A 19392-nucleotide genomic window follows, 5' to 3' on the forward strand; every position below is an offset into this window, starting at 1 on the left:
CCCCGCCGACAAAACCCGCCCCGCTGTCCGGCGACCGCCGCGCCACAGCCCGTACGGCGACCGCAGCCCGTACGGCGACCGTCACCCCACGGCCGCCGCAGCCCGTACGGCGACCGCCGCGAGGCCGCCGGCCGGGAGGCGGTCGCGCGGCGGGTGTGTCCGGTGGGCGACTCCGGCGGGCGACTCCCTAAGATCGGTTGGATGACGACTCCTTCCCGCCCCCCGCTCGCCGAGACCCTCGACCTGCTGCCGCACCCCGAGGGCGGGTGGTTCCGGGAGACCTGGAAGAGCGCCGTCACCCTCACCCCTCCGGGGTACGAGGGGCCCCGGGCCACCGCCACTGGGATCTACTTCCTGCTGGAGCCGGGAGAGGAGTCGCGCCCGCACGTGGTCCGCTCCGACGAGGTGTGGCTCTGGCACCGGGGCGGCCCGCTGACCCTGATCCTCGGCGGGCACGACGGCCAGCCGGTGAGCACCGTGACCCTCGGCCCGCTGGTCGAGGAGGGGCAGGTCCCGCAGGCCCTGGTGCCCGGCGGGATCTGGCAGGCCGCCCGGCCGGCCGGGGACGAGGGCGTGCTGGTGAGCTGCGTCGTCTCCCCGGGGTTCGACTTCGCCGACTTCCGCATGCTCTGACCGCTTGGCGTGACGACCTCCCCGTATGTGGAGAGAATGCGATTACAGGACATACGAGGAGGTCAACGGTGACCCACGAGATCGTCTCCGTCATCGGCGGAAAGCAAGCCCCCAACGGCACGGCCTACGACTCGATCAATCCGGCCCGCGTGGACGAGGTGGTCGCACAGGTCCGGCTGGCCGACGCGGAGACGTTCGCCTCCGCGTGCCGTACGGCGGCCGAGGCGCAGAGGGAGTGGGCCCGGGTGCCCGCGCCCGTCCGGGGCCGGGTGATCGCCTCGATCGGGCGGCTGGTCGAGGCCAACGCCGAGTCGCTGGCCCGCCTGGTCACCCGTGAGATCGGCAAGCCCTACGCCGAGGCCCTGGGGGAGGTCCGGGAGATCGTCGACACCTGCGACTTCTTCCTCGGCGAGGGCCGGCGGCTCTACGGGCAGACGGTGCCCTCGGAGATGCCGGACAAGAACCTGTTCACCTTCCGGGTCCCGGTCGGGGTGGCCGCGGTGATCACGGCGGGCAACTTCCCGGTCGCGGTGCCGTCCTGGTATCTCGTTCCGGCGCTGCTGTCGGGCAACGCGGTCGTCTGGAAGCCCGCGGAGTACGCCGCGGCCTCGGCGCACGCGCTCTACCGGCTGTTCGCGGCGGCGGGGCTGCCCGAGGGCGTGCTGAACCTCGTGCTCGCCGACGGCCCCGCGACGTCCGAAGGCCTGGAGACGGCGCTGGCCGAGGGAACGGTGCACAAGGTCGGGTTCACCGGTTCGACCGAGGTCGGCCGGCGGATCGGCGAGCTGTGCGGACGGCACCTGCAGTCGCCCTGCCTGGAGCTGGGCGGCAAGAACCCGATGGTGGTCATGCCGGACGCCGACCTGGACCTGGCGGTGGAGGGCGCGCTGTTCGCGGGCTTCGGCACGGCGGGGCAGCGCTGCACCTCGCTCGGTACGGTGATCGTGCACGAGAGCGTCCACGCCGAGTTCCTCAGCCGCTACACGCGCGCCGTGGCGGCCGCGACGATCGGCGACCCGGCGGGGGACGTGCTGTGCGGGCCGCTGCTCGACCACAGGTTCGCCTCCCGCTACGAGGAGTATCTGGGCTGGATCCAGCCGCACCACACCGTCGTCTCCGGCCCGGCCGGCCGGATCACCGGCGACAACCCCCGCGGGGACTTCTCCGGCGACGGGGGGCTCTACTACCACCCGGTGGTCGTCGACGGCGTGCGCCCCGGCGACCGGCTGTTCCTGGAGGAGACCTTCGGCCCGATCGTGGGCGTGACCACCTTCTCGACGCTGGAGGAGGCCGTCGAGCTGGCCAACCAGCCCGGTTACGGGCTCTCCTCCTCCATCTACACCACCGATCCCAAGTCGGCCTTCCGGTTCCGCGCGGGCATCGGCGCGGGCATGGTCAGCGTCAACAACTCCACCTCCGGCGCGGAGGCCCACCTGCCCTTCGGCGGGAACGGCAAGTCCGGCAACGGCAGCCGCCAGTCGGGGGTGTGGGTGCTCGACCAGTTCACCCGGTGGCAGGCGATGAACTGGGACTACTCCGGCAGGCTGCAGAAGGCCCAGATGGATGTCGCCGAGATCGTCCCGGATCTGGACTTCCGGCTCTGACTTTGCCATAGGGGGAGGTTCTCCCCATCACGATCGCGGCATGCCTCTCCGTGGAGAAGATCCCGTGACGGCCGAGGTGATCCTCGCGGACGGAGCGGCCGTCGCGGACGGGGCCGATCTTCTCGCGGCCGGGGCTTCCGGCCGTACGGGACCCCGGCCCCGTCACCCGTCCGCCGGCCCGCGCGCCGTACCCGGGCAGGACCCGTGGAGCCGCGCGAGGCCGCCACCCGCCCTGGAGGCCGCAAGGCCTGCCAGGAGACGTGAGGGGCCGCGTGCTGCGGCGCGGCCCCTCACGGACGAGGACCGCCCCCAGCGGGACAGCTGTACCGGCCCCGGTGCGAGCGCGGATCCGTGTGACGGCAGGCAGCCGTGGACTTTCTGTACCAAATATTGAGACGATTTCTCTTGATATGTGAGACTCCTGGTACGGTCGCCCCACCTGGACGAAGGAGCGATGCGCCATGGCGGCGAAGGATGCGGTATACACCCACGGACACCACGAGTCCGTGCTGCGGTCCCACCGGTGGCGCACCGCGGCGAACTCGGCCGCCTACCTCCTGCCGCACCTGCGGCCGGGCATGTCGCTGCTGGACGTCGGCTGCGGCCCCGGCACCATCACCGTCGAGCTGGCGGAGCGGATCGCCCCCGGGGTGGCCACCGCGGTCGAGGTCACCGCGGAGGCGCTCGCCCTGGCACGCGCGGAGGCGGAGCGGCGCGGCCGGTCCACCATCGAGTTCGCCGTCGCCGACGCGCACGCCCTGGACTTCCCCGACGACACCTTCGACGTCGTCCACGCCCACCAGGTGCTGCAGCACGTCGGCGACCCGGTCCAGGCGCTGCGGGAGATGCGGCGGGTCTGCAGGCCCGGTGGGATCGTCGCGGTCCGCGACAGCGACTACGCCGCGTTCGCCTGGTTCCCCGAGCTGCCTGAGCTGGACGAGTGGATGGACCTCTACCAGCGGGTGGCCAGGGCCAACGGCGGCGAGCCGGACGCCGGGCGGCGACTGCTGTCGTGGGCCCGTGAGGCCGGTTTCTCCGACATCACGGCCACCTCCTCGACCTGGTGTTTCGCGACGCCGGAGGATCGCGCCTGGTGGGGCGGCATGTGGGCCGAGCGGATCCTGAGGTCCGACATGGCCCGCCAGGCGCTGGCCTCGGGCGCGGCCACCGGCGACGACCTGCGCCGCGTCTCCGACGGCTGGCGGGCCTGGACCGCGGAGCGGGACGGCTGGCTGTCCCTGCTCCACGGCGAGCTGATCTGCCGGGCCTGAGCCCCGCGGCGAGCCGGTCCACCGGGCCCGCCCCCGGCGCTCCTCGGGCGGGAGCCCGAAGAGGACGCCCCGGCGCTCCGCGGGCGGGAGCCCGGAAGAGGGCCCTCCGCGGACGGGAGCCCGGGGGCGCTCCGGGAATGGACGGAGCGCCCCCGGAGCCGTCAGGGCTGTTGGGTGATCTTGACGTTGTCGACGCCGGCCTCGACGAGCGAGGCGCCGGAGGCGTCGGCGGCCTCGATGAGGATCCGGACGCTCTGCCCGGCGTAGGAGGAGATGTCGACGCTTGAGGCGGCCCAGGCGCCGTTGCGGTTGGCGGCCGCGCCGAGCTGCTGGAAGACCTGGGTGGTGGTGGAGCCGACGACCTTGACGCGCAGGTAGTCGGCGCTGGAGGCGTTGGAGCCGTGCGCGAGGTACCAGGAGAAGTTCAGCCTGAGCGTCCCGCCCGACGGCAGGGTGACGGCCGGTGACTGGATGGTGGTGGTGCCGCCGTCGATGTCGTGGTCTCCGGCGGCGGCGCCGGCCAGCCGTCCGGTGACCAGGTCGTTGCTGCCGCTGACGGTGGTGCCGAGCTGCTTGGCGCCGCTGGAGGTGGTGGCCTCGGGGTCGCCGCGCTCCCACTGGCCGAGGGTGGCGGTGTCGGTGCCGCCCGGGTTGGCGGTCCAGCCGTTCGCCGTCTCGAACTCGTCGGAGTAGACCGTCACCGGCGGGGTCCCGGTGCCGCAGTACTGCGACTCCTTGCCGGTGATCCGGTAGACGCAGTCGGAGTACTCCAGGAAACGGAGCACGGCCTCCCGGTTGCGGGTCGTCTGCGGGACGATCTGCTCGTCGGGGGGGTAGAAACCCGGGGACCCGGTCGGATACATCTCGAAGGTGTAGCTGAAGATCTTGTGGACGCCCCACATCCAGTCGTCGATCGAGCCGTCGGTGATGTAGAGGTCACTGGCCTGCTCGGGGGTGTAGTTGTTGGTGGAGGCCATGTTCCGGCCCAGGGCCTCGAACGCGTCGTGGTCGTCCTGGGTCAGGCCGGGGGCGGTGTCGTTGTTGGTGTAGCCGTAGGGCCACAGGATCAGCTCGCCGTAGGTGTGCCAGTCGATGTGCGACTTGATCTGCTGCACGCCGCCGACCACCCGGCCGCGCACCCAGTCGGCGACCGCCCTGACCTCGGGCGCCGACTCGCCGGCCGCGCCCCGGTAGGTGTCGCTGGAGGTGGAGCCGGAGGAGCCGCCGCAGCAGCCCCACTGGTAGGCCCAGTTGCGGTTGAGGTCGGTGCCCACGGAGGACGAGCCGGAGTTGGGCTGCCGGTTCTTGCGCCAGGAGCGGTAGGAGCCGGAGGCGATGTCGTACTCGCCGCCGTCGGGGTTGAGGTCCGGCATGATCCAGATCTCGCGCGAGTTCACCAGGCCGGTGATCCTGCCGTCGGTGCCGTAGCCGTCGGTGAGCAGGTTGAGGATGTAGAGCGCCATCTCGACCGTCAGGTGCTCCCGGGCGTGCTGGTGGTGGGTGAACAGCACCTCGGGCTCGTTCTCGTCCGTGCCGACGTTGTCGCTGATCTTGATGGCGATCAGGTCGCGGCCCTCGTAGGAGGTGCCGTAGCTGGTCTTGCGGGCGATCGCGGGGTGGTCGGCGACGATCTGGTTGATCGCGGCGGTCATCTCGGCGTAGTTGTGGTAGCCGGAGTCGGCCGGCGGGAAGTCGAAGGTCCGCAGGTCCGAGGGTGAGGGACGGGGGATCTTCGTGACGGTGTAGCCCAGCTTCTTGATCGCGGCGACCTCGGTCTCGCTCGCGGTGACCACGACCGAGGCGGGGTCCACCTGGTCGATGGCCGCGCCGGTGGCCGCGACCGCGCTGCGCTGCCGGGAGTCACTGGGGCCCTGCACCCTGTACTGGCTGTTCGGCGGCGGTTCGGCCGACGCCCCCGCCCCGGTGATGTCGAGGCATAACAGCGCCAGGACCGCGAATACCACGATCAGACGGCGTCTCACCTGCGCCCTCCTCAGACGCGTGATCTAGGGGGTTGTCGCGCGTCTGCACTGAGAGTCAGGCAAATATGTCGATCGGCAAAGACCCAAAATTTCGGGCTTGTACGGCTTTCGCGCACAGCGCGCCGAAAGTCGCACGGGTCAGAAGCGGACCTCGAACCAGACGGTCCTGGGCCCGCCGTCGTCGTCCCGGATCCCCCACCGGTCGGCGAGCAGGTCCACCAGGAACATCCCGCGCCCGCTCTCCGCGTCCGGCTCGTTGCGCACGTGCGGCGCCGACAGCCCCGACCCGGCGTCGGAGACCTCCACCAGCACGACGCCGGAGCTCACCGCCACGGTCATCGCCACCCTCCCGCCGTCGCCCGAGCACGAGTGGACCACCGAGTTCGTCACCACCTCGCTCACCAGCAGGACGACGTCGTCGGAGGCGGGATGCCCCTCCCCGAGGAGCTCCCTGACCCGGTGGCGGGCCGTCGACACCGACTCCGGCACCCCTCGCAGGGTGACGGTCGACCGGGGCGGGACGGTCCGCTGCTCGAGCGTCATGGCTGGCCTCACTCTCCGACATGCACATTCACATGCACATCGCGCTCCGAGATGGCACACTCACTCACGGTGAACTGTTCTATCAGGGACTTCAATAGCTCATATTGAAATTCCACAGTTTCCTTCCCCCGGATGGAGGTACGTGCATGGCTTCCCGGCGCAGTCCCACGGCCCGCCATCGCCGTCTGATGACGGAACTGAACCGCCTTCGGGAGGCCAGCGGGCTGACGCGGGCGGAGGTGGCCGAGCGGATCGGCTCCACCGACACCACCGTCTGGAGATACGAGACGGGGCTGACCCGTCCCAAACCCTCCGACGTGGCGGCCCTCACCGATGTGTACGGCGTGACCGGAGAGGCCCGGGACTCCCTGATCCAGATGGCCAGGGACGCCCGCAAGCGGGGCTGGTGGCACCGGCACCGGCAGGCCCTCAAACCCGGTTTCGACTCCTACATCGGGCTGGAGGCGGAGGCGTCGGTGGTGCGCTCGTACGAGCCGCTGGTCGTCCCCGGCCTGATGCAGACCGAGCCGTACGCGCGTGCCGTCATCGAGGCGACCGCCCTCACCCACGCCCCTTCAGCGGTCGATGAGAAGGTCGCCGTGCGCGTCTCGCGCCAGCAGTTGCTGCACGGCCCCGGTGACCCGATCCAACTCGTCGCCGTGCTCGACGAGGCAGTGCTCCGGCGTCAGGTCGGCGGCCCGGGGGTGATGCGCGAGCAGCTGGAACACCTGCTCGATCTCGGCAGGCTGCCCAATGTGGAGATCCGGGTGATCCCGTTCTCCGCTGGGGCGCACGCCGCGATGGACGGCAAGTTCTGCCTGCTCAGCTTCCCCGAGGCCGGCGATCCCGACCTCGTCTACCTGGAACAGGCGGCGAGCGGGCTCGTACCGGAGGACCCGGAGGAGGTGCGCCGCTACACCCTCATGTTCGGGAGCCTGTCGGCACTGGCTCTCGGCGCGGAGGCGTCGGCCACCTTCATCGCCCAGATGGCGAAGAGTTGTTCCAACCAACCACAGGAATGAGAGGAAGAGAGAGTGCGGGGGTCCACGATGGATCTGTCCAGCGTCATGTGGCGCAAGAGCAGCCGCAGCACCAACGGAGGTGACTGCGTCGAAGTGGCGATCGTGCCCGGCGACCCGGCCCTGGCCGGACACAAGGCCGACGCCGATGAGCTCTACCTCGTCCGCGACTCCAAGGATCCGGACGGCCCGGCGCTGGCGTTCACCCAACGTGAGTGGGACGCCTTCGTCGGCGGCGTGAAGGACGGCGAGTTCGGCTGAGACGTCCCCGGGGGGACCGGAGCACCGGTCCCCCCGGAGATATCGGCGGCGCCGGCACTCCGGCGCGGCTCCCCCGCGGTCGCGGCGAGGCACACAGTCCGCGCATGCCGTTCAGGGAGGCCGCGTCCACAGGCGTCATGGCTAGGTCAGGCTGTCGCAGCTCCTGGCGTCGGCGTCCTTGGCCGCCTTCGGCACCCACCGGACGTTGGCGAACGACGTGGAGAACGCGCCGTCGGTGTAGACGAGGAACGGCGTGTTGACCGCCTCCAGGTCGAGGCCCGCGGCCGCGAAGCAGGCGATCGGGATCTTGACCGTCGACTTGGTCCCGACCGGGAGCCCCTGGAACAGCGACGTCGCCGCCACCTCCGACATGCACGGATAGCCGCAGTGGACGCCGATCACGGTCCTCGACGCCGGAGCCTGGTGGACGATGGTGTCGAAGACCAGGGCCGCGTCGGCGTTGAGGTAGCCCCGCAGATCGGTCCCCTTGGCCGGGTCCTGCATGTAGAACTGCGCCGGTCCGCCGCCGTTCCAGGTCACCTTCAGGCCGTCCTGCTGCACGTTGACGTCGGAGCGCACCACGCCGATCGCGGCGTGGGCCGCCTCACCGTCGACGCCGATCTCGGTGCCGCCCCAGTTGTCGGCGGAGCCGATCAGGCCCTTGTACGGCGGGACGTCCGCCCGGTTGTAGATCTCCAGGTCCTCGCTCGCCTCCCCGCCGCCGCCCGGCTGGCCGCAGCCGAAGGGAGGGGCGGTCTCGTCGAGCGTCCCGACCGAGCCGCTCTGCCCGTCGCGCAGGCCGTAGCCCAGCGGGAAGAGCGGGTCGTAGCCCTCGTCGCCCGGGTTGAGCGGCGACTGGCAGGCGCTCTTCGGCCAGGAGTACGACAGCCTGCCGGTGTATCCGCCGCCCCGGTGCGAGCCCCGGACGAGCAGGTCCGCGACACCGCCGCCCTCGGTGCCCGGCAGCCAGGCCGCGACGAAGGCGTCGGAGCGGTTGAGCTCCTTGTTGACCCAGAGCGGGCGGCCGGTGACGTAGACGGTCACCACGGGAGTGCCCTTGCCGCTGACCTTGTCCAGCACGGCGAGGTCGCCGGGGTGGAGCTTGGCCGCCTCCAACGTGCGCCGTCCGAGGTCGCCGACCCCCTCGGCGTACGGCGTCTCGCCGATCACCGCGACGACCGCGTCGTACGCCGCGGGATCGGCGCCGTCGGCCGTCTCGCTGAAGGTGACGTTCGCCTCGCCCAGCGCCTGCCGAAGGCCGCCGAGGATCGTCGTGCCGCCCGGGAAGTCGGCGTTGGTGTTGCCGGTGCCCTGCCAGGTGAGGGTCCAGCCACCGGTCTGGTTCTGCATGCTGTCGGCGCTCTTGCCGACCACGAGCACCTTGGAGTTCCTGGCCAGCGGCAGGACCTTGCCGTTGTTCTTGAGCAGGACCTGCGACCTGCGGACGGCCTCGCGGGCGAGCTTCCCGGCCTCCAGGGCGCCGGCCGAGCCGGCCAGGGCCCGTTCGGACGGTTTCGGCGCGCTGAGCACTCCGGCGCGCAGCTTCACCCGCAGGATCCGCGTGACCGCGTCGTCGATGCGCGCCATCGGGATCTCACCGGCTTCGACCTGCGCGATCGTGTTGGCGATGAACGCCTTCCAGTCGTTGGGCACCATCACGACGTCCAGGCCGGCGTTGATGGCGCGCGCGCAGCTCGCGTTGGTGCACCCGGCGACCTGGCCGATGCCGTTCCAGTCGGAGACGACGACGCCGTCGAAGCCCATCTTCCGCTTGAGGATGTCGTCGAGGGCGCGCCTGCTGCCGTGCAGCTTGCCCTCGTCGATGCCGAGGTCGGCGTTCGTCCAGCTGTTGAAGGAGGCCATCACGGTCTGGGCTCCGGCCGCGAGCGCGCCGTAGTAGCCCTGACCGTGAATGTTGATCATCTCGGCCTCGGAGGAGGGGTTCACCCCCTGGTCGACCCCCTTGAGGGTGCCGCCGTCGCCGATGAAGTGCTTGGCGGTGGCGATGACGCCCCGGTCGCCGATGCCGCGCGGGTGCCTGCCCTGCAGGCCGTTGACGGCCTCGTAGCCGTAGGCCCGGGTGATCCGGGGGTCTTCGGAGAAGCCCTCGTAGGTGCGGCCCCACCGGTCGTCCCGGACGACGGCGAGCGTGGGCGCGAAGGCCCAGTCCTGGCCGGTCGCGCGGATCTGCTCGGCGGTGGCCGATCCGATGTCGCGGACGAGGCACGGGTCGTGCGCGGCGCCCAGTCCGATGTTGTGGGGGAAGACCGTCGCGCCGTAGACGTTGTTGTTGCCGTGGACGGCGTCGATGCCCCAGATGACCGGGATCTTCGTCCTGCTGCCGACGGACGCCTCCCAGTAGGCGTCGGCGAGGTCGAGCCAGGCCCGGGGCGAGGCGTGCTTGTCACGGCCGGGCCATGAGCCGCCGCCGTTGAGCACCGAGCCGATGGCGTACTGCCCGACCTCCGCAGGGGTGATCGCGGCGATCTCCGGCTGCGTCATCTGCCCGACCTTCTCAGCGAGGGTCATGCCGGCGAGGATCTTCGCCACCCGCTTCTCGTCGGCCGGGTTCCGCTTGATCCGGCTCTTGACCTTGGGCCAGCCGGAGAGCGTTTGCAGGCTGCTTTCGATGCGGGCGCAGCCGTCGGGGCCGATGGGCGGCCGGCCGATCCCGGGCTGCCGGGTGACCTTCGCCGACCCGGCGGCCTCCGCGGCGGCGGCTCCCCCTGCGGTCTCGGCTCCCGCTCCGGGGGCGCCGACGGTGCCTCCGACCAGGAGATTCATGCTCACCAGCGCCGCAAGCGCGCTCCGGCGGGCGCGTGGTCGCGCGAGGGGTCCAGTCATCGGCAGTCCGTTCTCGAAAACACGGCAACGGTCACGGCGGCCTCACGGGACCGCGTTGCGCAGATCTTGACCCTGCGGGGACGGCCGGGTCAATAGTTTCGAGAGAGCGCTCTCTCGTAAATTGGGATTTCCACCACCCTCACCTCCCGGACCTCGTCCCGCCACCGCCGCCGGCCGGGCCGCCGCCGGATTTGGGTCTAGCCAGGGGCCGACGGCTGAACTAGCTTCCGAAAAAGGTGTCCAGCCGGAGGAGCGTCGATGCCCGGGACCGCGGAGGCACTCACGCCCTCCCGGCGGCCCGCACCACGGCGGCGCTCTCCGGCGAGCCGAACCCACGGTGGAGCCGCGTGCCCGGATCGGGCGGCGCGTGCGCGAGCGGACCGCCGGGGCCCGACCGGCCTCGCGGTGAGCGCGAGAACCCGTTGAGCCACCGCCCCTGGAGGTCTCCCCATGCCCACAGTCCTCTCCCATCCCGACCGGCGGCCGGTCCTGGTGACCGGGGCCTCCTCGGGCGTCGGCTCGGCCGTGGCCGTCGGGCTGGCGGCGGCCGGGTACCCGGTCGCGCTGGGGGCCCGCCGTACCGCGATCTGCGAGGAGCTGGCGGAGAGGATCCGCGCCGACGGCGGGGAGGCGGTGGCGCTGGCGCTTGATGTCACATCGGACGAGTCGGTCTCTTTTTTTGTCGCCGAGGCTGAACAAGCGTTAGGTGCGGTAGAGGTGGTCGTGACGTGCGCGGGCGAGGTGACGCCGGAGAACGCCTACGAGACCGCCACCCCCGACTTCGAGGCGCAGCTCCAGCTCAACCTGGTCGGCACCCAGCGGTTCGTGGCCAGGGTGGCCCCCGCGATGGCCGCGCGGCGGCGCGGCGACATCGTGTTCGTCAGCTCCGACGTCGTACGGCTGCCGCGCCCCCGGATGGGCGCCTACGTCGCCGCCAAGAACGGCGTGGAGGGCCTGGCCAGGGCGATGCAGATGGAGCTGGAGGGCACCGGGGTCCGCGCGTCGATCCTGCGGCCGGGGCCGACGCTCTCGGGGGTGGGGTCCACCTGGCCGGTGGAGGTGCTGCAGGCCGTGCTGGACGACTGGGTCAGGTTCGGGCTGGCCCGGCACGACCGCTTCCTCCAGCCTCGCGACGTGGCGGCGGCCGTACTGGCCGTGATCTCCATGCCGCGCGGCGCGCACGTCACCCTGCTGGAGGTCGAGCCGGAGGCGCCCCTGCGGGAGGCCGGTCCGGAGCGCGGGACGGCGGCGCCCCGCGAGACGGGACGGGAGGGCGACCGGTGAGCACGGACCCGCCCGTGGCGGCCGGGGGCGATCAGGCCGGTGAGCGCGGACCCGCCTGTGACGTCCGGGGGCGTTCGGGGGCGGTCAGGTCACCGAAGGCGGCCGGACCTGTAACATCCACCCCTCCTTGACACGACATATTGGTATATGTCAGGACTCTTGGCGAGAGGGAGCTATCACTGGCGCTGGAACTGGCCAAGGATGAAGAGGACGGACGCCCTCTCCGCACTCGCCCCGGATCGGCCGGCTGACGGACTCGGAGTGCCCCATGAACGACCACGCGGACAACGACACTCCCGACCGCCGGGCCCGCGGATTGGAGATCATGAAGCGGGTCCACGGATGGGACCACCTCGGTGACGGTCCCGGCGATTTCTTTGGAATGACCGTCGAGCACCTGTTCGCCGAGGTGTGGTCCAGGGACGGGCTGAGCGTGCGGGACCGGCGGTTGCTGCTGCTCGGCCTCCTCGTCGGCCAGAGCATGGACGACGCGCTCGGGCTCCAGCTCGACGCGGCGCTGCGCACCGGGGAGCTCACCCCGGACGAGCTCCGCGAGATCGTCGTCTTCCTCACCCACTACGCGGGCTGGCCACGTGGCGCCAGGCTCAACACCCAGGTCGAGGAGCTGATCGACCGGGTCATGAAGCCGTAGCTCCGCGTCCCCGCCCCGCGCGCCGGCCCCGCCTCGCCTGCGGTCGGCGGCGGACGGGTGTCTGCGGCCTATCCGCCCGGAGACACCCGGTGTCCTCGCCCGGTGCCGGGTGCCGGACGGCCGGGGACTCCGGGCGCCGGACAGCCGGCTCAGAGGCACTCGACGTTGGGGCCCCGGCAGCGGTTGCGCGTGTCGAAGACGAAGGCGCCCATCTGCTCGACCAGCTCGTAGTCGAAGCAGTCGTGGTCGGTGAGGATCACGACCGCGTCGGCCAGGGCCAGCTCCCGGCCCGTGGGCCTGACGATCTCGATCCCCGGCGGCAGCAGGGAGTCGTCCACGTGCGGATCGGCGGCCCGCACGTCCGCGCCCAGCTTCCACAGGGCCCTGGCCACCTCGATGGCGGGCGACTCCCGGCAGTCGCCCGCGTTCTTCTTGTAGGCGAGTCCCAGCAGGAGCACCCGGCTCCCCCTGATCGACTTGGACCGCTGGTTCAGCCCGAGGATCAGCCGGTGCACGACGTGGTCGGGCATGTGGTCGTTGATGTCGTTGGCCAGTTCCACGAACCGGAAGTTGTGCCCCAGGCTGCGCTTGACCTTCCACGACAGGTAGGACGGGTCGATTGGCAGGCAGTGACCTCCGACCCCGGGTCCCGGAGTGAAGCGCATGTAGCCGAACGGCTTGGTGGAGGCGGCGTCGATCGCCTCCCAGACGTCGATCCCGAGCTGCTGCGCGAAGATCGACAGCTCGTTCACCAGGGCGATGTTGACATGCCTGAAGGTGTTCTCAAGGAGCTTGCACAGCTCGGCCACCTGCAGCGAGGAGACGGGTACGACCTCCTGCACGATCCGCGTGTAGAACGCCCCGATCTTCTCCAGGGAGACCGCGTCGATCCCGGACACGACCTTCGGCGTGTTCTCCAGCCGCCACTGGGAGTTGCCCGGGTCGATCCGCTCCGGGCTGTAGCCGAGGGAGAAGTCCCCGGGCGCCTGCAGCCCGGAGCCCTCCTCCAGCAGGGGCCGGAGATATTCCTCGGTGGTCCCGGGATAGGTGGTGGACTCCAGGACCACCGTCGCGCCCCGCCGCAGCAGCGGGGCGATCGACTCGCCGGCCGAGCCGATGTGGCGCAGGTCGGGAACGCCTTCACGGAGGGGCGTCGGCACCGTTATCACGCAGACGTCGAACCCCTCGGCGTCGGCGTAGTCGGTGCTGGCCAGGTAGCGACCGGAACGGTGGGCGGCGGCCAGCAGGTCGTCGCCGACGTCTTCGACGTAGGACTCGGCGGCGTTGAGCCGCTTGACCCGCCACTCGTCCACGTCGATCCCCACGACGTCGAACCCCGCGTCCACTGCTCGCATCGCCAGAGGCAGACCGACGTAACCCTGGCCGACAACGACCAGCTTCTCTCTCATGTCAGGACCCCCGTCACTTCGAGATGAGATATGACCCGACTGTACGAGTCGGGCGTTTCATAACGCCGATTCGGCAGTGGCACGGGCGTGTCGCCCTCCGGCCGGCTCCGGCGATATTGAAAAGCGGATCGGGACGGCCACCGGCAATGTGGCCGGCCCGTCCGACCGCACAACCTTATTAATGATGTTTTCTCACTAACTTTCCCGTCGTCCCGCCATGTTCAAAACAGGTGAAAACGGGAGGTGGGCCGAAAATCGCCGTGACGGCCGGGCAGATCCGCAGGCGGTAGCCGCTGGAAACCTGGCAGATCCGCAGGCGGTAGTCACCGGAGAGGGCCGCCCGGACCGGTCGCCGCCCGGCGCCGGCCAGGTCCGCGAACGGGAAACCTCACAGGTCCGACCTAGTTCCCGAAGAGCCGGATTTTTCGCTTCCCGAATTTTCTCAGATATTCCGGTGGCATTACTGACGGACCACGCGGCCGGACGGACCGGCTACGTATCGTGTCGGCCATGAGCATCCGCGCTGTCGTTCGCAACGCCGCACGCCCGTCCTATCTTCCGGTCATGACGCACAAAATATGGTTACGAATGGTCGTGGGGCACGAGCGGGAAAGGGCCGCCGCCACCAGATGGGCGTCCGAACGGGCGGAGAACGTCAATGAATGGGGAAGGAACATTGACGCGGCCCTCTGGAGGGAGGGCGAGGAGTTCGCGATGTCCCTGGCCGAATCGGCGCGGCCACAGGTGCAGAGGCTTGTCGCCGCCGGTGTGGACCTGGGGGGACCGGGCGGCATCGAGCTCCTGTATTTCCTCACCCGCCTTCTGCGCCCCACCATGGCGGTGGAGACGGGAGTGGCCGCCGGTTGGTCCACATCGGCGATTCTCGCGGCGATGCGGGCGAACGGGGTCGGCCACCTCCATTCAAGCGACTTTCCTTTCTTCCGCCTCCCGGACCCCGAGCGGTATATCGGATACCTCGTCCCCGGGGATCTCAGGGACTTGTGGACCCTCCGCATCAAAGGAGACCGCAGGAATCTCGAGGAGATTCTCCTGCCTGGGACGGAGGTGAGCCTCCTGCACTACGACTCGGACAAGACGAGAAATGGGCGGGAGTTCTTTCTTCGACGGTCGAGGCCTCACCTGACCGAGAACCACGTCATCGTCATGGACGACATCCAGGACAATCTGGTCTTCCGGGAGTACGCGGAGGCACAACCCCTCTTCCGCGTCTTCGAATACATGGGGAAGTACATCGGCATGACAGGACCGGGACTGGCGGCCGTGGAGCGGGGGGCGTCCACGGGATAACAGCGCCTTCCACCCGCTTCCCCGCGGGTCCGGCGCCGCCGCTCCCGGAGGTACACGGAGTTCAATATACAAATATATCCATATATTTCTCTACTTACGACACGACCGCCACCCCCCTGAAGAGGCACTCACCTGCGAAAACAGGGAACCCTTCTGGAGCTCCAAGGTAAGCAGTAAACAACAGTCATCATGGATAAAATGCATTCCAATGGCGCATCAAAGGAGGTTCTCCTTGATCGCATATGAGCCCATATGAGCCCATATCCTCCACCACCCCATACCCCCACTGTCGATTTTTGATGATTACCGGCCGCCGACAGGCCGGATGTCCGATACAACATGAGATCAGCAAGGAGTAGGTCAATGTCCAGCCCCCAGAACAACACGTCCGGCCAAACAGCCGGCAGAGCAGCACCGGCGGAGTCACGACGGGAAACGGCCGCCGGGCGGATTCCACCGGATCAGGAAAGAGCGCTTACCCATCGCGCGAAGCGCCCTCGGGAGGTCACCCCCGCGGCCGGCGCCGTCTCCCGTCGCGCCGTCCGGCGGAACGCCGGCCGCTTCCTGCTGGGAGGGGCCATCGCCACCGTCCTGGTGATGGGCGTGGTCGCCACCGCGATCCCAAGCAGGGCCAGCGCGAAACCGAACAAGGGCGGCGCGAAACCGAGCAGCGCCGGCGCGTCACCGATAAACCTCAACAGCGCCGCGCCCTTCGGGGTCCTCGCCCAGACCGCGGTCAGCAACACCAACCTCACCTCGGTCACCGGGGATCTCGGAGTGAGCCCGGGTTCCTCGATCGTCGGCTTCCCCCCCGGCACCGTGTCGGGAACCATCCACAACAATGACGCCGTCGCGGCGCAGGCCATGTCCGACGCGACGGCCGCCTACAACAACGCCGCCGGGCAGACACCTGACGCCACGCTGGCCCCGCAACTGGGCGGGACGACACAGGCCCCCGGGGTCTACAACTCCTCCACCGGAAACTTCTCGATAACCGGCACGCTCAACCTCGACGCCCAGGGCAACCCCGACGCCGTCTTCATCTTCCAGGCGTCCACCCTCAGCACGGCGAACGTCAGCAACATCAATCTCCTGCACGGCGCGCAGGCGAACAACGTCTTCTGGCAGATCAGCAACAGCGCGACCCTGGGAACGTACTGCACGTTCCGGGGGAACGTGCTGGCGCAGAACTCGGTCACGGTGAGCACGGGCGCCGCCGCCTTCGGCCGCGTCTTCGCCGTCAACGGCACGATCGGCACCCAGGGCACCGGCGGCATACCCGCCACCCGCGTCACCGTGCCGAACGACCCGCCCACCACCACGACCCTCGCCTCGTCGCTCAATCCCTCCTGGCAGGGCAGTCCGGTGACCTTCACCGCCACGGTGCAGGCGAACTCCGGCTCCGTCATCCCGGCCGGGGAACTGGTCTTCAAGGACGGCTCCACCATCGTCCGCTGGACCTCGGTCAGCCCTTCGGGCACCGCCACGTACACGACCTCAGGCCTCAGCCCTGGACAGCACTCGATCACCGCTGTCTATCTGGGCGGGGACACCTTCGACAACGAGGCCGTGATCCACTTCGCGCCGAGCACGTCGCCGGCGGTGTCCCAGACCGTGTCGGACAGCCTGTGGAACGCCGCGGCGACCCCTGCCACCGCGTCGCACCCCGACAACCAGGCCGTCACGCTCGGCGTGAAGTTCAGGGCCTCGACGGCCGGAAGCGTCACCGGCATCCGCTTCTACAAGGGCGCTCTGAACACCGGCACCCACACCGGAAGCCTCTGGACCAGCGGCGGCCAGCTCCTCAGCAGCGCGACCTTCTCCAATGAGACCGCCTCCGGATGGCAGCAGGTGACCTTCAACACGCCTGTCGCGCTCATCGCCAACACCACCTACATCGTCTCCTGCCACACGACCTCGGGCTTCTACTCGACGACGCGACCGTACTTCACCTCGCAGTACACCAACGGCTTCCTCACCGCCCTGGCCAACGGCGCGGAAGGCGGAAACGGCGTCTACGCCTACGGCGCCACCAACACCTTCCCCACGAACACCTACCAGGCCACGAACTACTGGATCGATCTGATGTTCAACGTCTAGCGTTCCAGTAGTCGTCGCGGCCCCCGGCACAGCCGGGGGCCGCAGCTCGTGGCGGCCGCCAGCAGCCCCTCCCGCACGTCGAGCCCGTCACCGCAGAGGGGAACCTTCTCCCCGCCGACGAGGTCGGTGACGGACGGGGAGTACGTCGGCCGCATCCACGGGAGCGGGATGGGCCGGCCGACCTACGTGGTGCGTGAGTGGGCGGGATCGTCCGCCCCCGACGCTCCCCGGCCGCCCGCCGGTTCTAGCGTTCCCACGCGTGCGGGGGCCGGTTCCGCGTCAGATGAACGGTGACGACGGCCTGCACGGGTTCGAATCCGTATCTGGCCCACGCCCTCTGCACCCGCGTGTTGTGCCCCTGGGTGGAGATGACGACCTCGGTCGCGCCACGGGCCAGCGCGCGATCCTCGACCGCCTTGAGCAGGTGGGCGTAGAGACCGCGCCCCTGAGCACCGGGGGCGATCCCGGCGAGCAGGATCTCCGTCCGGGAGGCGTCCTCCTCCAGCGTGGCCAGGCCGAGGACGTCGTCCGGGCCGGGCCCTCGCAGCACCAGGCATCGCCCCTCGGCGGCGGACCGCAGCGCCCATTCCCGGTAGCCCGCCAGCGCGTCGGCGACGTCGAACAGGGGGTTGGCCAGGTAGTGATTTCCGTACGCGGCGAAGATGGCGGAGACCGACGCCCGCACCTCGGCGGGGCCGGTCGGCTCCGCCGTCCGCAGTTCCGGCGACGGCTCGGGCGCGCGGCCCTCTCCCGCGGGCAGGCGCCAGTGCGTCAGGCAGTCGGCGAACACGGCGGTCCGGCCGAGCGTGGTCAGTGCCGCGAACCAGCCGACGTTCTCCGCCGGATAGCGCAGCACGATGACGTCGGCGGCCGACTCCAGAACGGCCTCGCGGACCTCGGAGAAGGAGGATCGCGCCCCCAGCGGGACGGTGAGGCGCTCGACGGAGCAGCCGAACCGGGCGGACTCCAGCGGGGACTGCCGCATCTGTACGGCTTCCGCCTCCATCAGGTCATGCCAGCCCATCAGCGCACCCGGTAGGTCAGGACGGCGTCGATCACACGTGCCAGGTCGGCCTCGTCCAGGTCGGGGAAGAGCGGTAGCCGTACCAGCTGGTCGGCGACCCTCTCCGTGACCGGGCACCCGCCCGGGGCCGGGCGCCCGTATCGCAGGCCCGCGGGTGCGGCGTGCAGCGGCTGGTAGTGGAACACCGCCTGCACTCCCCGGCCGGCCAGGTGGGCGATGAACGCCTGGCGGTTGTCCAGATCCGGGAGCAGCAGATAGTACAGGTGCGCCGGGTGCGCGCAGCCCTCCGGAACCATCGGCTGGGAGACCCCGTTCTCCGCGGCCCAGTCCACCAACTCCTCGTGGTACCCGCGCCACACGGCGTGCCGCCGGGACTGGATCGCGCCGAACGATTCGAGCTGGGCGGTCAGCTGCGCGGCGAGAACGTCGGAGAGCAGGTAGCTGGAGCCGATGTCGACCCAGCGGTACTTGTCGACCTGGCCGCGGTAGAACCGGCCGCGGTCGGTGCCCTTCTCCCTGATGATCTCGGCGCGGGCGGCCAGGGCGGCGTCGTTCAGCAGCAGCGCGCCCCCCTCCCCGCACTGCGCGTTCTTGGTCGCGTGGAAGCTCTGGGCGGCCATGCGGCCGAACGATCCCAGAGGTCTGCCCCGATACGCCCCGCCCAGGCCATGGGCGTTGTCCTCGATGAGCGTGAGGCCGTGCCGTTCGCAGAGCTCCCCGATCGCCTCCATCTCGCAGGCGACACCCGCGTAGTGGACGACCACGACGGCCCGTGTCCGGTCGGTGACCGCCGCTTCGAGCCGCCGTTCGTCCACGTTGAGGGTGTCGGGCCTGCAGTCGGCGAACACGGGAGTCGCCCCGCGCAGAGCGTAGGCGTTGGCCGTCGAGACGAAGGTGAACGACGGCATGATGACCTCGTCGCCCGGCCGCAGGTCGAGCAGCAGTGCCGACATCTCCAGCGCGTGCGTGCAGGAGGTGGTCAGCAGCGCCTCAGCCGCCCCTGTCATCTCCTTCAGCAGTCCGGTGGCCCGCCGGGTGAAAGGCCCGTCGCCGCAGGTGAAACCCTGTCGCACCGCTTCGGTGAGGTAGTCCAGCTCGTTGCCGGAGACATGTGTCCGGGTGAATGGGATGCTTTTCAGAACGGTTGCGCTCACGGCCGCAGTGAACAACGGGCGGACCAGCCGACACGCGTCATGGTTTCCTTCCATGGCGAACCGTTACGCAAGCCTTACGACGCCGGGCGGCCCGACGAGGATCATGATCGCCTGTGACAGCGGCCATCCGCCGCCACAGGGCCTCGAGAACCGAACACTCTTCCACCAAAAATGATCTTCTGACGCAAGAACGGCTTTGACGTCCGTCCTGCAGGGGTATCGCCGCCCCTCTAAGTGATACTGGCCAGAAATCGGATCTTGTCGCCTTTCCCCTGTTCCCGGCATTCACCCGTCCGGCGTGCCT

16 protein-coding genes are annotated in these 19392 nt (G+C 69.9%); 9 read left to right on the forward strand and 7 right to left on the reverse strand.

The features are described 5' to 3' along the window. The first annotated feature begins 201 nt into the window (after positions 1–201). The 3 genes from BM085_RS26315 (at position 202) to BM085_RS26325 (ending at position 3508) form a co-directional block, all read left to right on the forward strand. Positions 202–633: a cupin domain-containing protein gene (locus BM085_RS26315; RefSeq protein WP_093889596.1), complete on the forward strand. Its 432-nt coding sequence runs from the start codon at positions 202–204 to the stop codon at positions 631–633. Between the two features lie 68 nt (positions 634–701). Continuing rightward, entirely contained in the window at positions 702–2237 is a 1536-nt protein-coding gene (locus BM085_RS26320; protein ID WP_093889597.1) for an aldehyde dehydrogenase family protein, read from the forward strand. A gap of 461 nt (positions 2238–2698) precedes the next feature. Further along, positions 2699–3508 (forward strand): class I SAM-dependent methyltransferase, encoded by an 810-nt coding sequence (locus tag BM085_RS26325; protein WP_093889598.1) that lies wholly within the window; start codon positions 2699–2701, stop codon positions 3506–3508. A 161-nt stretch (positions 3509–3669) separates the two neighbouring features. Here the strand turns inward: BM085_RS26325 and BM085_RS46900 are convergent, their stop codons facing one another. Both BM085_RS46900 and BM085_RS26335 read right to left on the reverse strand, forming a co-directional pair. Continuing rightward, positions 3670–5490, reverse strand: a complete 1821-nt coding sequence (locus BM085_RS46900; protein ID WP_093889599.1) for a M14 family metallopeptidase — start codon at positions 5488–5490, stop codon at positions 3670–3672. A gap of 138 nt (positions 5491–5628) precedes the next feature. Continuing rightward, a complete protein-coding gene (locus tag BM085_RS26335; protein ID WP_093889600.1) occupies positions 5629–6033 on the reverse strand; it encodes an ATP-binding protein in 405 nt (134 codons plus the stop codon). Between the two features lie 188 nt (positions 6034–6221). On the opposite strand from BM085_RS26335, the gene BM085_RS26340 reads away from it, so the two are divergent. Further along, on the forward strand, positions 6222–7055 hold the full coding sequence (locus BM085_RS26340) for a helix-turn-helix domain-containing protein (protein WP_242675824.1): 834 nt from the start codon (positions 6222–6224) through the stop codon (positions 7053–7055). A gap of 27 nt (positions 7056–7082) precedes the next feature. Continuing rightward, positions 7083–7313, forward strand: a complete 231-nt coding sequence (locus BM085_RS26345; protein WP_012892930.1) for a DUF397 domain-containing protein — start codon at positions 7083–7085, stop codon at positions 7311–7313. A 141-nt stretch (positions 7314–7454) separates the two neighbouring features. Here BM085_RS26345 and BM085_RS26350 read toward each other — a convergent pair whose 3' ends face one another. Further along, positions 7455–10157: a glycoside hydrolase family 3 protein gene (locus tag BM085_RS26350; RefSeq protein WP_093889601.1), complete on the reverse strand. Its 2703-nt coding sequence runs from the start codon at positions 10155–10157 to the stop codon at positions 7455–7457. Positions 10158–10607: 450 nt separating this feature from the next. Here BM085_RS26350 and BM085_RS26355 point away from each other — a divergent pair, with 450 nt between their 5' ends. Further along, entirely contained in the window at positions 10608–11441 is an 834-nt protein-coding gene (locus tag BM085_RS26355) for an SDR family oxidoreductase (protein WP_093889602.1), read from the forward strand. A 268-nt stretch (positions 11442–11709) separates the two neighbouring features. After that, entirely contained in the window at positions 11710–12093 is a 384-nt protein-coding gene (locus BM085_RS26360; RefSeq protein ID WP_093889603.1) for a carboxymuconolactone decarboxylase family protein, read from the forward strand. Between the two features lie 149 nt (positions 12094–12242). On the opposite strand, the gene BM085_RS26365 is transcribed toward BM085_RS26360, so the two are convergent. Further along, positions 12243–13502 carry a nucleotide sugar dehydrogenase gene (locus BM085_RS26365; RefSeq protein ID WP_093889604.1) on the reverse strand — a complete coding sequence of 420 codons (1260 nt, stop codon included), beginning with the start codon at positions 13500–13502 and terminating at the stop codon, positions 12243–12245. Positions 13503–14066: 564 nt separating this feature from the next. On the opposite strand from BM085_RS26365, the gene BM085_RS26370 reads away from it, so the two are divergent. Both BM085_RS26370 and BM085_RS26375 read left to right on the forward strand, forming a co-directional pair. Next, a complete protein-coding gene (locus BM085_RS26370; RefSeq protein ID WP_177245276.1) occupies positions 14067–14810 on the forward strand; it encodes a class I SAM-dependent methyltransferase in 744 nt (247 codons plus the stop codon). A 597-nt stretch (positions 14811–15407) separates the two neighbouring features. Beyond that, the gene (locus tag BM085_RS26375) at positions 15408–16910 is read left to right on the forward strand and encodes a DUF4082 domain-containing protein (protein WP_177245277.1); all 1503 of its coding nucleotides are present in this window, start codon (positions 15408–15410) and stop codon (positions 16908–16910) included. On the opposite strand, the gene BM085_RS44645 is transcribed toward BM085_RS26375, so the two are convergent. The 3 genes from BM085_RS44645 to rffA form a co-directional block, all read right to left on the reverse strand. Further along, positions 16907–17065, reverse strand: coding sequence for a hypothetical protein (locus tag BM085_RS44645; protein ID WP_177245278.1), 159 nt, complete (start codon positions 17063–17065; stop codon positions 16907–16909). The genes BM085_RS26375 and BM085_RS44645 overlap by 4 nt on opposite strands. 89 nt (positions 17066–17154) lie before the next feature. Then, a complete protein-coding gene (locus tag BM085_RS26380) occupies positions 17155–17934 on the reverse strand; it encodes a GNAT family N-acetyltransferase (protein WP_093889607.1) in 780 nt (259 codons plus the stop codon). Beyond that, the gene (gene rffA / locus BM085_RS26385; protein WP_245789707.1) at positions 17934–19088 is read right to left on the reverse strand and encodes a dTDP-4-amino-4,6-dideoxygalactose transaminase; all 1155 of its coding nucleotides are present in this window, start codon (positions 19086–19088) and stop codon (positions 17934–17936) included. Before rffA ends, BM085_RS26380 begins: the two co-directional genes overlap by 1 nt. Positions 19089–19392 lie beyond the last annotated feature (304 nt).

The sequence above is a fragment of the Streptosporangium canum genome (assembly GCF_900113865.1).
Classification (GTDB): Bacteria; Actinomycetota; Actinomycetes; order Streptosporangiales; family Streptosporangiaceae; genus Streptosporangium; species Streptosporangium canum.

Coding starts and splice junctions, on each gene's coding strand:
- BM085_RS26340 (WP_242675824.1), top strand. CDS start 6,222: ATGACGGAACTGAACCGCCTTCGGGAGGCCAGCGGGCTGACGCGGGCG.
- BM085_RS26360 (WP_093889603.1), top strand. CDS start 11,710: ATGAACGACCACGCGGACAACGACACTCCCGACCGCCGGGCCCGCGGA.
- BM085_RS26355 (WP_093889602.1), top strand. CDS start 10,608: ATGCCCACAGTCCTCTCCCATCCCGACCGGCGGCCGGTCCTGGTGACC.
- BM085_RS26380 (WP_093889607.1), bottom strand. CDS start 17,934: ATGGGCTGGCATGACCTGATGGAGGCGGAAGCCGTACAGATGCGGCAG.
- BM085_RS26375 (WP_177245277.1), top strand. CDS start 15,408: ATGGGCGTGGTCGCCACCGCGATCCCAAGCAGGGCCAGCGCGAAACCG.
- BM085_RS26365 (WP_093889604.1), bottom strand. CDS start 13,502: ATGAGAGAGAAGCTGGTCGTTGTCGGCCAGGGTTACGTCGGTCTGCCT.
- BM085_RS44645 (WP_177245278.1), bottom strand. CDS start 17,065: ATGCGGCCGACGTACTCCCCGTCCGTCACCGACCTCGTCGGCGGGGAG.
- BM085_RS26370 (WP_177245276.1), top strand. CDS start 14,067: ATGACGCACAAAATATGGTTACGAATGGTCGTGGGGCACGAGCGGGAA.
- BM085_RS26345 (WP_012892930.1), top strand. CDS start 7,083: ATGGATCTGTCCAGCGTCATGTGGCGCAAGAGCAGCCGCAGCACCAAC.
- BM085_RS26315 (WP_093889596.1), top strand. CDS start 202: ATGACGACTCCTTCCCGCCCCCCGCTCGCCGAGACCCTCGACCTGCTG.
- BM085_RS26335 (WP_093889600.1), bottom strand. CDS start 6,033: ATGACGCTCGAGCAGCGGACCGTCCCGCCCCGGTCGACCGTCACCCTG.
- BM085_RS26325 (WP_093889598.1), top strand. CDS start 2,699: ATGGCGGCGAAGGATGCGGTATACACCCACGGACACCACGAGTCCGTG.
- BM085_RS26350 (WP_093889601.1), bottom strand. CDS start 10,157: ATGACTGGACCCCTCGCGCGACCACGCGCCCGCCGGAGCGCGCTTGCG.